The sequence below is a fragment of the Actinomadura rudentiformis genome, from assembly GCF_008923185.1.
Lineage (GTDB): Bacteria > Actinomycetota > Actinomycetes > Streptosporangiales > Streptosporangiaceae > Spirillospora > Spirillospora rudentiformis.
This window is the reverse complement of the sequence record NZ_WBMT01000014.1, coordinates 39027-52850: the sequence shown is the minus strand read 5'-3', so window position 1 is coordinate 52850 and position 13824 is coordinate 39027. Positions and strand designations below refer to the sequence as shown.

Below are 13824 nucleotides of genomic sequence, written 5' to 3'. Positions count from 1 at the left end.
CTTACGGGGACGTGTTCATGGCTGAGGAACCACATGCCATCCGCCGTGGCCGCGTCGTCCGCGCGGCTCCGCTGCTCGGCACGGCGAGCCGCACCGCCGGGGAGGCGGTGGTCGCGTCCCTGCGCAAGCGGGTGACGGGCAAGGACGACGGAGCCGACTTCCACGCCCGGGCCGCAGAGCGTTACGCCCAGCGGCTCGGCCGGTCCAAGGGCGTGCTGATGAAGGCCGGTCAGATCCTCTCGTTCGTCAACTTCACCCCGGCGGTGGACGGCGACTACCAGCGGATCTACCGGGCGGCGCTCCAGCGGCTGCAGGACGACGCGCCGCCCATGCCGTACGAGGTGGCGCGCGGCGTGATCATCTCCGAGCTGGGCGCGCCTCCGGAGGAGCTGTTCGCCGAGTTCGACCGCCGGCCGCTCGCGGCGGCGTCGATCGGGCAGGTGCACGCCGCCCGGCTGCACGACGGCAGGCGGGTGGCCATGAAGATCCAGTACCCGGGGGTGGCGGAGGCGATGCGCTCCGACCTGCAGAACACCGAGCTGCTGGCCACGTTCCTCCAGCTCGGCCGCCCGCTGACCGGCACCATGACCCGGCTCGACGTCAAGGCGCTGGCCCGCGAGGTGACCGAACGCATCGGCGGTGAGCTCGACTACCGGGCCGAGGCCGCCAACCAGAGCGAGTTCGCCGATGCCTACCGGGGTCACCCGTTCATCCGCGTCCCCGAGGTCGTGCCGGAGCTGTGCACCGGCCGCGTCTTCACCCAGGACCTCGCGGACGGGATGCGCTGGCAGGAGGCGCTCCAGGCGGACCAGGAGCTGAAGGACCGCTGGGGCGAGGTGATCTACCGCTTCACGATCGGCAGCATGCGCAGGCTCGGGCTCTTCAACGCCGACCCCCACCCCGGCAACTACCTCTTCAACCCTGACGGCACGGTGACCTTCGTCGACTTCGGCTGTGTCACCCGGTTCACGCCGGGGCAGGTCCGCCGGATCGCCGACTTCGTCACCGCCACGGTGGACGGGGACGCCGACGCGCTGGCCGCCGCGGTGAGGGCCATCGGTTTCATTGACCCGGCGAGTGACGATCCGCCCGCGCCCGAGGAGCTGACGGGCTGGTTCGGGTCGTCACTGCGGTCCATGATCGAGCCGCAGCCCTACACCTACAGCCCCGAGGAGGCGGCGGAGATCGTCCAGAACGCGTTCTCGCCGTTCGGACCCCACCGTTCGGTGGTCCGGCAGCTGACCACGGGGCCCGCCTACCTGTTCCTCATGCGCATCGACATGGGCATGACGGCCGTCCTGGGCGACCTGCGCGCCACCGGCCACTGGGACGGCATCTGCCGGGAGTGGGACCGCGGGGGGCCGCCCGCCACCCCGCTCGGCGAGCAGGACCAGGAATTCTGGAAGGAGCATCGTGCCAACGGGAACCTTCACCGAGCCGGTTCGGTGGGCGGATGAGCTCGGATCCTTCGTCGTCGCCGGATTCAACGAGGCGTCGGAAGTGCTGCGCGGGCAGGGCTGGAGCAACGATCCCCACCGCAACCCGATCGCGCCGGTCATCCTGAGGGCACTTCCGCCCGGAATCCTGCTCTTCATGGACCCGCCGGACCACACGCGGCTGCGGCGCCTGGTCGCGCCCGCGTTCACGCCGCGCGCGGTGGAACGGCTCCGGCCACGGGTCGTCGCCGTGATCGACGCCGTGCTGGACGGGCTCTTCGACGAGGGCGACGAGATCGATCTGATGGCGGAGGCCGCCTACCTGATCCCGCTGGCCGTGATCGCGGAGCTGCTCGACGTGGGGGTGGAGGGCGCCGAGGTGTTCCGGGCCGAGACGCCGGCGCTGGTCCGCATGCTGGAGATCGGCATGAGCGACGATGATCTCGAACGGAGCCTGGCCGCCTCGCAGGAGCTCGCGATGTTCCTGCTGCCCGTGCTCACCGAGCGCCGGCGGCATCCCGGCGACGACTTCATCAGCGGGCTCCTCGCCGAAGGCGAGCTGACCCTTGACGAGGTGCTGGGGACCTGCGTTCTGCTGCTCGCCGCGGGACACGAGACGACCGCCAACCTCATCGGCAACGGCACCCTCGCGCTGTTGCGGCATCCCGACCAGGTGCCGTACCTCCACGCGGATCCGGCACGCGCCGTCGAGGAACTGCTGCGCGCCGTGTCACCGGTCAAGCTGGCCGTACGGCTTGCCCTGACCGACCACGAGCTGGGCGGGCACCGGATCGAGGCGGGCCGCCAGGTGGTCGTGGCCATCGACGAGGCCCACCGGGATCCGCGCCGGTTCCCTGACCCGGACCGGCTCGACCTCGCGCGCGAGCCGGGGCCGCACCTGGCGTTCGGGGCCGGTCACCACTTCTGCCTGGGCGCGGGCCTGGCCCGGATGGAGGCGGCCGAGGCGCTGCCGCGGCTGTTCGCCCGGTATCCCGGCCTTGCCTTGGCGTCCGGCGAACCTCTCTGGCGTGACTCGACCACCTTCCACGGCCTCCAGGAGCTCAGAGTCCGCGGGTCCTAGTCGTTTCGCTCGTTCGCTCAGGTCCCGGCGAGTGCTGAGACCACGGGGGTGAACGTTCCCAAGTCGGCTTCGTGGTGGAGCACGAAGTAGGTCAGCCCGAGTTCCTCCCGCCAGCGGCGCAGGTCGTCGCAGATCTTCGCGGTGTCGCCGGTGAGGACCTGCGGCGTGTCGGTCTGCGCTTCGGGGGCGGCGGCGCTCCAGGCGGCCGTGCCGTTCGGGCCGGCGTCGCGGCCGATGCTCAGGATCGAGGTGCCGAGCTCGATGTCGCGCCCGCCCGCCTCGGCGCGGATGACGTCGATCTTGCGGCGGAACGCGTCGGGGCCGCCGTCGGTGGTGTCCGGTCCGGCGCCGTCCGCCCGGACCCGCATGGTCAGGTTGACGATGTCGGCCTCGCGGGCCGCCAGCCGCAACATGCGCGGCCCGCCGCCGCCGAGCATGAGCCGCGGTCCGGGGCGCTGGATCGGGACCGGTTCCTGTTCCAGGCCGTCGAGCCGGTAATGGCGGCCATCGTACGAGAACGGCCCGCCGCGCCACAGTCCCTTGAGGACGTCGATGGCCTCGGTGAGCCGGTCGACGCGTTCTCCCGGCGGATCCAGGGTCAGGCCCGCGCGGTGGTAGTCGTGGGCCATCCAGCCGGTGCCGATCCCGAGCTCCAGCCGTCCGTCCGAGAGCACGTCGATCGTCGCCGCCTCCTTGGCGAGCACGGCGGGATGGCGGAAGTCGTTCGCGAAGACGAGCGTGCCGACCGTGAGCCGGGACGTCGCGCAGGCGGCCGCCGTCATCGCGGCGACGGGCGCGAAGCGCGGGCCGACGAGGTGGTCGGGCACGAGGAGCGCGTCGAATCCGGAGTCCTCCAGGCGGCGGGCCTTCTCCGCCCAGGCCTTGGCCGACTCGGCCATCCGGATCACTGCGGCGAAGCGGAACATCGGACCTCCATATACCAAGCGCTTGCTCGCCAACATATGCGGCGCTAACGTCGCGGGGGAAGGGACAGTCTCGGCCGGTAGCGAAGGGCGGCGCCGATGGGTCTTTCCGTACTGCGGGCTCCGGTACGCGAGGTGACGGAGCAGGAGATCGCCGACTTCCGTGCGAACGGCTGGGCGCGGCTGCCCGGCCTGGTGGCGCCGGAGTTCGTCGCGGACCTCAAGGAACGGGCGCTGGAACGGCTCGCCGAACGGCGCGAACGGTTCCGCAACAGCTTCGTGGACCAGGCGTTCGGGCAGGACCGCGACATCGCCCGGCACGACGAGGCGTACGCCGCGCTCGCACTCTCACCTCAGCTGGCCCACAACGTCACCCGGCTGCTGGTCGGCGTTGACGCGGTCCGGCTCCAGGTGACCAACCTCCTGATCAAGGAACCCGCCAACGGCGACGGCCACGGCGCGACCGTCTTCCACCAGGACTTCCCGTGGATGCCCATGGACCGGTCCGCGATGCTCACCGTCTGGCTGGCGCTGGCCGACATCCCGGCCGACATGGGCGCGCTGCGCTTCTACAACGGCTCGCACCTGTACGGGTCGCTCGGGCGCAGCTTCGTCCGGGAGGACGACGACGCGCTCAGCCAGCATCCGTGGCTGGAGACGCTGGAGCTCTCCGAGCCGATCGACCTGGAGGCGGGCGACGCGACCATGCACAGCTCCCTGGTGATCCACGGCGCACCGGCCAACCGGCGGGACAGCCCGCGGCTGTCGTTCACCGCGACCTACTTCGACGCCAACGCCCTCTACACCGGCGCCGCGTACGGGCAGACCGACGGCCTCGGCCTGGAGGTCAACAAGCCGTTCGACCACCCCATGTTCCCGGTGGTGCCGCGCCCATGAGCACCGAGGGAACGGGCACCGAGGGAGCCGACGCGAGTGTCGAGACCTTTCGCGGCCCCGTCGCCGAGCCGGGCGCGACGCTCATGCACGAGCACATCTTCGGGCTGAGCCCCGAGATCCTCTGGAACTGGCCGGACATCCCCGAGGGCTGGGACCTGGAGGAACGCGCGCAGGAGGCGGCAGGCAAGCTGAACGACCTCAAGGCCGCCGGGATCGACACCGTCGTCGACCTGACGGTGATCGGCCTCGGCCGCTACGTTCCCGCCGTCCAGCGCGTGGCCGAGCTCACCGGCGTCAACATCGTCGCGGCCACCGGCCTCTACACCTACGACGCCCTGCCGCCCTACTTCGGCAACCGCGGTCCGGGCTCGCTGTTCGGCGGGCCGGACCGGCTGGCCGAGTTCTTCGTGCGCGACATCACCGAGGGCATCGGCCGTACGGGGGTCAAGGCGGGCATGCTCAAGTGCGCCACCGGCCGGCAGGGGATCACACCCGGGGTGGAACGGGTCATCCGCGCGGTCGCGCAGGCCCACCGCGAGACCGGCGTACCGATCACCACCCACAGCGAGTCGTCAACCCGCAACGGCCTCGACCAGCAGAAACTTCTCGCCGAGGAGGGCGTGGACCTCTCCCGCGTCGTCATCGGGCACGCGGGTGACTCCACCGACCTCGCCTACCTGGAGGAGCTCGTCGCGAACGGGTCGTACCTCGGGATGGACCGGTTCGGGATCGAGTTCACCTCGTTCGAGGACCGCGTCGCCACGGTCGTCGCGATGTGCGAGCGCGGCCACGCCTCCCGGATGGTCCTGTCGCACGACTCGTACTGCTTCAACGACCGCTTCGAGCCCGAGGTGGTCAGGGAGCGCCATCCCAACTACCACCTGCTGCACATCTCCCGCGACGTGCTGCCCGCGCTGCGCGCCGCCGGCGTCACCGAGGAGCAGATCACGCAGATGCTCGTCGACAACCCCCGCACGATCCTCACCGGAGGCCGCCGCCCATGATCCCCGCGGACTTCGACGTCAGTGCCGACTGGCATGTCGCCGATCCCTATCCGTTCCTGCGCCATCTGCGGCACGAGAAGCCGGTCTTCTGGAGCGATCATCTCCAGATGTGGGTGCTGACCCGCTACGACGACGTCCGGGGCGCCTATCGCGACCACACGACGTTCTCCAGCGTCGGCTCCCTCACCATCTCCCGGACGCTCACCGAGCGCGTGAAGGAGACCCTCGGCGAGCACCGTTCGTTCCTGGACGACTTCGCGGCCAACGTTGATCCGCCCAAGCACACCCGCATGCGCCGCGCGATCTCCCGGGCCTTCACGCCGCGCGCCGTCTCCCGCCTCGGTGACGACTTCCGCACGAAGGTGGACGCCGTCCTGGACCAGGTGATCCCGCGCGGCCAGGCCGACTTCGTGGCTGAGATCGCGCACCTGCCGTCCGCGCGGCTGGCAGCGGTCTTCATCGGGGTGCCGCCGGAGGACGAGGAGCAGGTCAAGCACTGGGTCTACTCCTGGTTCCAGCTCTTCCTGTCGCCCCAGCCGGAGGAACGCCAGCACGAGCTCGCCCAGGACTTCCTCAAGTACCTCGACTACGTGGACCGCCTGGTCACCGAGCGCCGTGCCGAGCCGCGCGCCGACTTCGTGTCGCTCATGGCCGAGCTCATCGACACCGGCCCGGAGGGCCTGTCGCACCGCGAGGTCGTGGAGACGATCAGCGCGCTGCTCCTCGGCGGCAACGACACCGTGCCGAACGGCCTCTCCAACGCCGTCTATCGCCTGATGCGCGAACGCGCGAACTGGGAGGAGATGGTCGCCGAGCCCGAGCTCATCCCGGGAATGATCGAGGAGAGCTTCCGCATCGACGGCGCCAGCCTGGGCAGCTTCCGCACCACGACCACTCCGGTGGGCCTGCACGGCGTGACCATCCCCGAGGGCGTCCAGGTTCTGCTGCACGCCGACTCGGCGGGGCACGACGAGACGGTCTTCCCCGACCCCGAACGCTTCGACATCCGGCGTCCCAACGCCCGCGACCATCTTGTCTTCGGCTACGGCGTCCACCACTGCGTCGGGGCGGCGCTGAGCCGGCTCAAGATGCAGATCGCGTTCGAGCAGCTGACCACCCGCATGCCCTCCCTCCGCCTCGCTCCAGGCGCCAACCCCACCTACCGCAGAAGCCTGGTCGGCCGCGGCCTGGCGGCACTCCCGGTCGAGTGGGACGAACGGTGAGATTCACCGGCAGGGTCGCCCTCGTCACCGGCGCGGGCTCCGGCATCGGCCGTGCCTGCGCCATGCGCCTGGCCGCCGAAGGAGCCAGTGTCGCGGTCGCCGACATCAACCCCTCCACGGCCGCCGAGACCGCCCGCCTGATCGCCAAGAACGAGGGCACCGCCTACCCGTTCACCGCCGACGTGAGCAGCGAGGACGACGTCCGCGCCATGATCGCCGCCGTCCTCGAAGCCCACGGCCGCCTCGACGTCCTGCACAACAACGCCGCCGTGCTGTCGCGCGAGGTCTATGGCCGCGACCTCGGGCTCACCGAGATGGACGTCGACGTCTGGGACCGTACGCTCGCGGTCAACCTGCGGGGCCCGATGTTGTGCGTGAAGCACGCCGTGCCGCACCTGCCCCCGGGATCGGCGATCATCAACACGTCCTCGGTCTCGGCGCTCGTCGGCGACACCGACCACGCCGCCTACGGGTCCGCGAAGGCCGCGCTCGTCTCGTTCACCCGCTATGTGGCCACGATGTACGGCGACCGCGGCATCCGCTGCAACGCCGTCGCACCCGGCCTGGTCCTGACCGAGGCCGCCCGCCGTGTGATGTCACCCGAACGCCTCGCCGAGAAGGCCGCCGAACGCATCCTCCCGGACCCGGCCGAGCCCGAGGACGTGGCAGCCCTCGTAGCCTTCCTGGCCTCCTCCGAGGCGCGCTGCATCACCGGCCAGACCATCGTGATCGACTCGGGCACCACCGCCCACCGCCCCGAACACGCCCTCCGCAACTGGACGGCACAAGCCACCAAGCCCGCCACGCACGCGTGAATGGCGTGCTGAAGGGCGGCTTTACTGCGGGGGGCCGTTGCCGAGGGTCACGGGGGTGGCGAAGCGGTTGCCTGCCCTGTCCATCCAGATGACCCGGACGGTGTCGCCCGGCTGGTGCTGGAGCAGGAGGTCGGTGAGGCCGCCGGGGGAGTCGACCGGCTCGTCGTCCAGGGCGACGATGGTCGTCGAGCGGCGCAGCCCGTCCCGTTCGGCCGGGGTGCCGGGGATCAGACCGGTGATGAACGCGCCGTTGCCCTGACCGCCCGACTCGGTGGTGGGAGTGCGGACCTGCACGCCGAGAAGCGCCGTGCGGCCGATGTGCACGCCGTTGGAGGTGTCGCCGCGCTGGATCTGCCGGACGATGGCCATTGCCTGGCGGGAGGTGATGGCGTAGCCCCGGGAACCGCCCTCCAGCTTCATGCTGTAGTTGGCGGAGGCGGCCGTGTTCATGCCGATGACCCGGCCCTTGGTGTTGAGCAGGGGGCCGCCGGAGTCGCCTGGCTTGATCGGGGCGTTGGTCTCGATGAGCCCGCTCAGGCGCTCGGAACTGCCGTCGGACTGGTCGGTCGCGGTGATCTCCCGGTCGAGCGCGGTGATCGTGCCGGTGACGACCTCGGGGTTGCCGCCCTTGCCGCCCGCGTTGCCGACCGCGGTGACGACGTCGCCCCGGCGGGTGTCGCCAGAGGTGTCGAACACGGCGGGCTTCAGGCCGGCGGCCCCGGTCAGCCTGATCAGGGCGATGTCACCGGCCTTCTGGTAGCCGAGCACCTCGGCCCGGTAGGTGCGGCGGTTGTCGGTGTTGGTGCCCCTGATCTCGGTCGCGCCCTGGATCACGTGGTTGTTGGTGAGCACCAGGCCCGAGGGGTCGATGACGATGCCGGTCCCGGCCGCGCCCGAGTTGCGCAGGCCCTGCTCGGTGAAGATGTTGACGACGCCGGGCCTGCGTCCGCTCGGCTTCGTGCTGCGGGGGGCCTCGGCCGTGCTCTGGGGCGCGGCCACGGTATCGCCCTGCTGCTGGAGTCCGGGGATCGGACGGCCGAGCAGGACGGAGACCAGCGCGAAGGCGGCCGCGACGACCAGGGCCGCGACGACGACGCAACCGCCCGCGGTACCGGCTCCGCGACCGCTCCGACTCTCGTGCAAGACGTGCCTCCTCAGGCGAGCGTTGCCCAGAAAACGGGCGATCTACACCCATATACGCGCGGAGAGTCAGCGGCGTTCGAGAAGCTCGCGAAGATACCGGCCCAGCGCCTCCTCGACGGTGGGGCGGTCATAACCGCGCAGGACGACGTCCAGCCGCGGGTTGTTGAGCTCCTCGCGGGTCACCGGGAGGCCGTTGAGCGGGGCGCGGCCGAGCGTGCCCCAGATGCGGGCGATGAGCGCGTTGACCTGAGCGCGGTCATAGCCGCGGAACCGGACGGGGAAGGAGTGCTCGCCGCGGATCTCGCTGAACAGCGGGGTGTCGGGGGTGTCCTCGTCCGCCGAGCCCAGGATGAGCCCGAGTCCCGCGTCGGGCTCGTCGAGGTCGTCGGGCAGCTCGACGCCCTCCAAGGCCGCCAGCTCCCGCCGGTAGGTGCGCATCATGCCGTCGACCTCGAAGCGGTCGTAGCCGCGGACCGCGATGTCGAACTCGATCCAGCCGAACTCCTTCAGGGTGATCGGCTTGCCGGGGAGCGGCGCGCGGCCCAGCGTGCCTTCGACCCGGGCGACGAGCTCGTCCACCTGCCGCCGGTCGTAGCCGCGCATGACCACTGACAACTCCGGCATCAACGGCACCTCCTGGCAGGAGAATTTATCCTCCCACCTGCCGGTCGGTCCCGTCCGGAAACGGTCACCTCGGTCAGCGCGGATTGAAGTAGCGCTGGGGGTTCTCGACGAGCATCTGGTCGATCTGGGCCTCGGAGACGTTCAGAGCGCGCAGGGACGGCAGGACGTCGTCGCTGATGTGCCGGTAGTTCCAGTTGGGCGCCATGCCGCGCAGCATCTCGGGGTCGGGTCCGAACCAGTCCATGTAGCAGCTGGCGTCGTGGCTGAGCACCATGCGGTCGGCGTAGCCGCGTTCGCACAGGGCGGCGATCGTGCTGACGCGGTTGGCGGTGGGATTGAGCAGGTCCAGCCCGAAGCGGTCCATGCCGAGGATCGCGCCCGTGTCGGCGAGCTCCATCAGGTAGTCGAGGTCGTTGCTGTCACCGGCGTGCCCGATGACGACCTTGGTCAGGTCGACGCCCTCCTTGCCGAGCAGCTCGACCACGATCCGGCCGGCGTTGATCGAGCTGTCGGTGTGCACGGTGATCGGCGCGCCCGTCTCGCGATGGGTCGCGGCGACGGCGCGCAGGATGCGCTCGACGCCCGGCGTGAGCCCGGCCGTGTGGATCGCGCACTTGAGGAAGGCGGCCTTGATCCCGGTGTCGGCGATGCCCTCGGTGATGTCCCGGGTGAAGTCGGCGATCATCGGCTCCGGCCCGCCCAGCAGCGTCCCCGGGCCGCGGTAGTGGAACTGGAACGGCACGTCGTCGTAGGAGTAGATGCCGGTGGCGACGATGATGTTGAGCTCGGGCACGAGTTCGGCGATGCGCTTGATGCGCGGGATGTAGCGGCCGAGCCCCCACACGGTCGGGTCGGCGATGGTGGTGATGCCGCGGTCCACGAGCTGGCGGAGCTTGGTCACCGCGTCCGTGACCCGTTCCTCCTCGTCCCACCAGGCTCCGGTGCCGTAGTTCTGGACATGCTCGGTCGACAGGACGAACACGTGTTCGTGCATGAACGTCCGGCCCAGCGCGGTGAGGTCGACGGGGCCACGGGCGGTCTCGACTGCGGGCATCGGGGTCTCCTCCGGCTGCATACCGACTGGTCGGTTTCTGGCAAGCTATGACCAGCCCGGTCACACGTCAATGGGCACACGCCGAGGGGAGGGGCCGCACGATGCCAGATCGCCGGAGGGCGGCGACCCCGCGGTCCAGCCCGGTGGAGCGGCGGATCCTGGACGCGGCGGTACGGCTGTTCGCCGAGCGCGGCTTCGACGGGACGTCGGTCCAGGAGATCGTCATGGCGGCCGCCGTCACCAAGGGCGCGCTCTACCACTACTTCGACTCCAAGGACGATCTCCTCTACGAGATCTACCACACGCTGATCGCCCGCCAGCTGGCCGATCTCGACCGGGTGGTGGCGGCCGGGCGTCCCCCGCGCGAGACGATCCGCGCCATCCTCACCGAGCTGATCCAGAGCACCGCCGAGCACATCGACGAGGCGAAGGTGTTCTCCCGCGAGTCGCACCGGCTGGACGAGGACTACATGCACGTGCTCCGCGCCGACCGCCGCCGCTACCACGTGACGTTCCGCCGTATCGTGGCCGCGGCGCAGAAGGAGGGGGTCTTCTCGACCGCGGCCTCGGCCGACACGGTCACCATCGTCGCACTCGGCATGGTGAACCAGATGCCCTCATGGTTCCGCGCCGACGGGCCCAAATCCGCCGCCGAACTCGCCGACGAGGTGACGGCCTTCGTATTGGCCGCCCTGGACCCCCGCTAGAAGCCCTAGAGCCTCGCTAGAAGCCCTAGACCCCCGGCCCGATGGTGCCGTAGCCGGGTGGGCGGCGGAGGAGCCAGGCCAGGAGGCTGCGGCGGGGCGGGCGGGCGACGATGCTGCCGCTGTCGACGGATCCCGCCACCTCGACACGGAGGAATGTCGCCGGGTCCCCGCCCGGGGGCGTGCGCACCTGGACGGAGCCGCTCCGGACCTTGACCTGATCGGCGTCCACCTCGATGCCGGGCCTGGTCACGAGTCTCAGGCTGCCGCTGGTGACGGTCGCCTTGATTCGCAGCGTCGGGTTGGTGATCACGGCTGTGGACAGGTCCAGCACCACGCTGCCGCTGTCCACCGTGACTTCCAGGACGCGTGGGACGACCCATCGGCCCTCACGCCTGGAGGTGGCAGCCTGGACGTCGATCTGGACCAGGTCCTTGGGGGCGGGCGGGCCGCTCAGGGGGAGGTCATTGACGAGTTCGACGAGCTCGCCCGCGGTGCGGGCGGCGAGTGCCTTCTCCAGGCGTTCGTCCAGCTCGTCGAGCGTCAGGCGGCCGTCCCCGGCGGCGATCCTCAGCTGCTCGACGACCCGGTCCCGATCCGCGTGGGACGCCCTCAGCTCGGGGGAGCTCTCGTCCGTCATGGTCAGTACAGTATGCGCATTCCGGTCACCGCGCCCGGCAGAGTCGACGCAACAGGGCGGCGAGTCGCTCGGCGTGATCGTGGCCGTCGGCGACGGGACCGTCAGCGGCGGGTCTGGAGGGGGAGGGCGGCGTCGCGGACGTCGGCCAGTTCGCTGTCCCAGTCGGGCGGGGGGATCAGGGGCGCCAGGACGAACTTGGAGAGGCCTGCCTCGATCAGGTGTTTGAGGTGGGTCTCCAGGCTGTCGAGGGTGGGGACCACGTCGTCCAGCGGGGCGGGCCCCCGGACGGCCCGGGCTCGGGTGAAACGGGCTTCGACCTGCGGGTCGACGGGGCCCCGGCGGTACGGGACGACGGCGCCGAAGTGTTCTTCCTCGATCTCGCGGCCTGCCTCGGCGGCGGCCTGCTGGATGAGGACGCGGCCTCGTTCGCCTTCGGCGGGGGTCGTGAACGCGGCGAGCCAGCCGTCCGAGAGGCGGCCCGTACGGCGGAGCTCGGCGTCGGAGGCGCCGCCCATCCAGACGTCGAAGCCCCGTTTGACGGGCTTGGGCAGGACACGGAGATTCTCGTAGTGGAAATGCGTGCCGTGGTGGGTGACCTCGTCCTCGGCCCAGAAGCGGCGGAGGAGGGGAAGCACCTCCTCGAAGATGGCGGCTCGTTCCTCGCGGCGGACGCCGAAGGCCTGCTGCTCGCCCACGTTGCGCAGGCCCAGGCCGAACGCGGGGAGCAGGCGGCCATCGGAGAGGTTGTCGAGCGAGGCCATCTCCTGGGCGACCAGGGCGGGCTGCCGGCCGGGCAACGTCATCACCGAGGTGCCGAGTTTGATGCGGGAGGTGAGCGCGGCGGCGTAGGTGAGGGCGACGACGGGGTCGGGGGACGGGCCGGTCGCGCGCTCGGAGACCCAGAGGGAGTCGAAGCCCTCGCGTTCGAGGCCGAGGACCAGGGCGCGGAGGTCGGTCGTCGCGGGGGCGTTGTAGCCGATTCTGACGATCACATCCCGACCGTACGTTCGGTTAGTTCTGTGACGCAACCCTTGCGGCGAGGGCGGCGGCCAGCGCGGTCGCGGCGATCGTGACGGCCATGGGGACCGCGGTGCCCGGGCCGAGGACCCCGGCCAGCGGAGCCGCGGCGCCGCCGATGCCGAACTGGGCGAGCCCGAGGAGAGCGGAGGCGCTGCCCGCTACATTGGCCGGTCGGCCGGAGAGGGCCAGCGCGGTGGCGTTCGGCAGGACGAGGCCCTGGCCGGAGACCACGAGGAAGAGCGCAGGGAGGACGGCGGGCAGGCCAAGGTCGGTGAGGACGGCGATCAGGAGGGTCGCGCCGCCGATCGAGATGACGGCGAGGCCGGTGGCCAGGAGCCCGGTGAGTGACACCCGGCCTGCCAGGCGGCCGCTGACCTGGCCGGCGAGGACGATGCCGAGCGCGTTGACGCCGAACACGACGCTGAACGCCTGAGGCGACATCCCGTAGATGTCCTGGAGGACGAACGGCGAGCCGGAGATGTAGGTGAACATCGCCGCGAAGGCCAATCCGCCGGACACCGCGTACGCGACGAACGGGCGGTCGGCCAGCAACGTCCGGAACGCCGGGAGGGTGGCGGTGGCCGTGGCGCGGCGGTCGGGCGGCAGCGTCTCGCGCATGCCGAGGAGCGCCGCCAGGAACATCGCCACGCCGATCCCCGAGAGGACCGCGAAGACGCCCGGCCAGGGCATCACGCGGAGGATCTGGCCGCCGAGCACCGGTGCGAGGATCGGCGCGAGGCCGTTCACCAGCATCAGCATCGAGAAGAACCTGGCCGCCTCCGCACCGTCGTACAGGTCGCGGACGATCGCACGGGCGATCACGATGCCGGCGGCGCCGGCCGCGCCCTGGATCAGGCGGAACGCGATGAACGTCTCGACGGTGGGCGCCACGACGCACAGCAGCGAGGCGGCCGCGTAGGCGAGCAAGCCGATCAGGAGCGGGCGGCGGCGGCCCCACCGGTCGCTCAGCGGACCCGCGATCGCCTGCCCGGCGGCGAGGCCGGCCACGCAGGCCGTCAGCGTGAGCTGTGCCTGGACCGCGCCGGTCGACAGGTCGGCGGCGATCCTGGGCAGCGCCGGGAGGTACATGTCGATCGACAGCGGCGCGATGGCGGTGAGCGCGCCCAGGATGACGATCAGACGCAGTCGGCGGTGGTCCGCGGGGGCCGGGGCGGTCGTGTGCACCACCTGGGTCATGGTGTCTCGTCACCTCTTCGTGGTCGGCTTCCACGAGAGGTAACGAGGTGACCGACAGTTATC

General features: G+C 70.9%; 14 protein-coding genes. 7 read left to right on the top strand and 7 right to left on the bottom strand.

Annotation, left to right across the window (positions count from 1 at the left end):
* The first annotated feature begins 17 nt into the window (after positions 1–17).
* Positions 18–1457, top strand: coding sequence for an ABC1 kinase family protein (locus tag F8566_RS27825; RefSeq protein WP_151564805.1), 1440 nt, complete (start codon positions 18–20; stop codon positions 1455–1457).
* Complete coding sequence (locus tag F8566_RS27820) at positions 1414–2517, top strand: cytochrome P450 (protein WP_151564804.1); 1104 nt, start codon at positions 1414–1416, stop codon at positions 2515–2517. Before F8566_RS27825 ends, F8566_RS27820 begins: the two co-directional genes overlap by 44 nt.
* A 17-nt stretch (positions 2518–2534) precedes the next feature.
* Here F8566_RS27820 and F8566_RS27815 read toward each other — a convergent pair whose 3' ends face one another.
* Positions 2535–3443, bottom strand: a complete 909-nt coding sequence (locus F8566_RS27815) for a TIGR03621 family F420-dependent LLM class oxidoreductase (RefSeq protein WP_151564803.1) — start codon at positions 3441–3443, stop codon at positions 2535–2537.
* Between the two features lie 96 nt (positions 3444–3539).
* On the opposite strand from F8566_RS27815, the gene F8566_RS27810 reads away from it, so the two are divergent.
* The 4 genes from F8566_RS27810 to F8566_RS27795 are packed head-to-tail and all read left to right on the top strand — an operon-like array spanning position 3540 to position 7379.
* Positions 3540–4337 (top strand): phytanoyl-CoA dioxygenase family protein, encoded by a 798-nt coding sequence (locus F8566_RS27810; RefSeq protein ID WP_151564802.1) that lies wholly within the window; start codon positions 3540–3542, stop codon positions 4335–4337.
* The gene (locus F8566_RS27805) at positions 4334–5341 is read left to right on the top strand and encodes a phosphotriesterase family protein (protein ID WP_151564801.1); all 1008 of its coding nucleotides are present in this window, start codon (positions 4334–4336) and stop codon (positions 5339–5341) included. Before F8566_RS27810 ends, F8566_RS27805 begins: the two co-directional genes overlap by 4 nt.
* Positions 5338–6564, top strand: coding sequence for a cytochrome P450 (locus F8566_RS27800; RefSeq protein WP_151564800.1), 1227 nt, complete (start codon positions 5338–5340; stop codon positions 6562–6564). Before F8566_RS27805 ends, F8566_RS27800 begins: the two co-directional genes overlap by 4 nt.
* The gene (locus tag F8566_RS27795) at positions 6561–7379 is read left to right on the top strand and encodes an SDR family NAD(P)-dependent oxidoreductase (RefSeq protein WP_192809890.1); all 819 of its coding nucleotides are present in this window, start codon (positions 6561–6563) and stop codon (positions 7377–7379) included. The genes F8566_RS27800 and F8566_RS27795 overlap by 4 nt, the downstream gene beginning before the upstream one ends.
* Positions 7380–7400: 21 nt before the next feature.
* On the opposite strand, the gene F8566_RS27790 is transcribed toward F8566_RS27795, so the two are convergent.
* The 3 genes from F8566_RS27790 to F8566_RS27780 all read right to left on the bottom strand — a co-directional run bounded on the left by F8566_RS27790 (position 7401) and on the right by F8566_RS27780 (position 10200).
* Positions 7401–8522 carry a S1C family serine protease gene (locus F8566_RS27790; RefSeq protein WP_151564798.1) on the bottom strand — a complete coding sequence of 374 codons (1122 nt, stop codon included), beginning with the start codon at positions 8520–8522 and terminating at the stop codon, positions 7401–7403.
* 66 nt (positions 8523–8588) lie between these two features.
* Positions 8589–9146 (bottom strand): DivIVA domain-containing protein, encoded by a 558-nt coding sequence (locus F8566_RS50150; protein ID WP_192809889.1) that lies wholly within the window; start codon positions 9144–9146, stop codon positions 8589–8591.
* A gap of 73 nt (positions 9147–9219) precedes the next feature.
* Complete coding sequence (locus F8566_RS27780) at positions 9220–10200, bottom strand: phosphotriesterase family protein (protein WP_151564797.1); 981 nt, start codon at positions 10198–10200, stop codon at positions 9220–9222.
* 101 nt (positions 10201–10301) lie between these two features.
* Between F8566_RS27780 and F8566_RS27775 the strand changes: the two genes are divergently transcribed.
* Complete coding sequence (locus tag F8566_RS27775) at positions 10302–10907, top strand: TetR/AcrR family transcriptional regulator (RefSeq protein WP_151564796.1); 606 nt, start codon at positions 10302–10304, stop codon at positions 10905–10907.
* Positions 10908–10932: 25 nt separating this feature from the next.
* Here the strand turns inward: F8566_RS27775 and F8566_RS27770 are convergent, their stop codons facing one another.
* The 3 genes from F8566_RS27770 to F8566_RS27760 form a co-directional block, all read right to left on the bottom strand.
* Positions 10933–11544: a DUF1707 SHOCT-like domain-containing protein gene (locus F8566_RS27770; protein WP_151564795.1), complete on the bottom strand. Its 612-nt coding sequence runs from the start codon at positions 11542–11544 to the stop codon at positions 10933–10935.
* Positions 11545–11645: 101 nt separating this feature from the next.
* Positions 11646–12536 carry an LLM class flavin-dependent oxidoreductase gene (locus tag F8566_RS27765; protein WP_192809888.1) on the bottom strand — a complete coding sequence of 297 codons (891 nt, stop codon included), beginning with the start codon at positions 12534–12536 and terminating at the stop codon, positions 11646–11648.
* A gap of 19 nt (positions 12537–12555) precedes the next feature.
* Complete coding sequence (locus tag F8566_RS27760) at positions 12556–13761, bottom strand: multidrug effflux MFS transporter (RefSeq protein ID WP_151564793.1); 1206 nt, start codon at positions 13759–13761, stop codon at positions 12556–12558.
* Positions 13762–13824: the final 63 nt, after the last annotated feature.

What these genes read in the sequence shown, in the direction of transcription:
- F8566_RS27770 (WP_151564795.1), bottom strand. Translation starts at nt 11,544, where the DNA reads ATGACGGACGAGAGCTCCCCCGAGCTGAGGGCGTCCCACGCGGATCGG.
- F8566_RS27780 (WP_151564797.1), bottom strand. Translation starts at nt 10,200, where the DNA reads ATGCCCGCAGTCGAGACCGCCCGTGGCCCCGTCGACCTCACCGCGCTG.
- F8566_RS27825 (WP_151564805.1), top strand. Translation starts at nt 18, where the DNA reads ATGGCTGAGGAACCACATGCCATCCGCCGTGGCCGCGTCGTCCGCGCG.
- F8566_RS27805 (WP_151564801.1), top strand. Translation starts at nt 4,334, where the DNA reads ATGAGCACCGAGGGAACGGGCACCGAGGGAGCCGACGCGAGTGTCGAG.
- F8566_RS27800 (WP_151564800.1), top strand. Translation starts at nt 5,338, where the DNA reads ATGATCCCCGCGGACTTCGACGTCAGTGCCGACTGGCATGTCGCCGAT.
- F8566_RS27815 (WP_151564803.1), bottom strand. Translation starts at nt 3,443, where the DNA reads ATGTTCCGCTTCGCCGCAGTGATCCGGATGGCCGAGTCGGCCAAGGCC.
- F8566_RS27775 (WP_151564796.1), top strand. Translation starts at nt 10,302, where the DNA reads ATGCCAGATCGCCGGAGGGCGGCGACCCCGCGGTCCAGCCCGGTGGAG.
- F8566_RS27760 (WP_151564793.1), bottom strand. Translation starts at nt 13,761, where the DNA reads ATGACCCAGGTGGTGCACACGACCGCCCCGGCCCCCGCGGACCACCGC.
- F8566_RS27810 (WP_151564802.1), top strand. Translation starts at nt 3,540, where the DNA reads ATGGGTCTTTCCGTACTGCGGGCTCCGGTACGCGAGGTGACGGAGCAG.
- F8566_RS50150 (WP_192809889.1), bottom strand. Translation starts at nt 9,146, where the DNA reads ATGCCGGAGTTGTCAGTGGTCATGCGCGGCTACGACCGGCGGCAGGTG.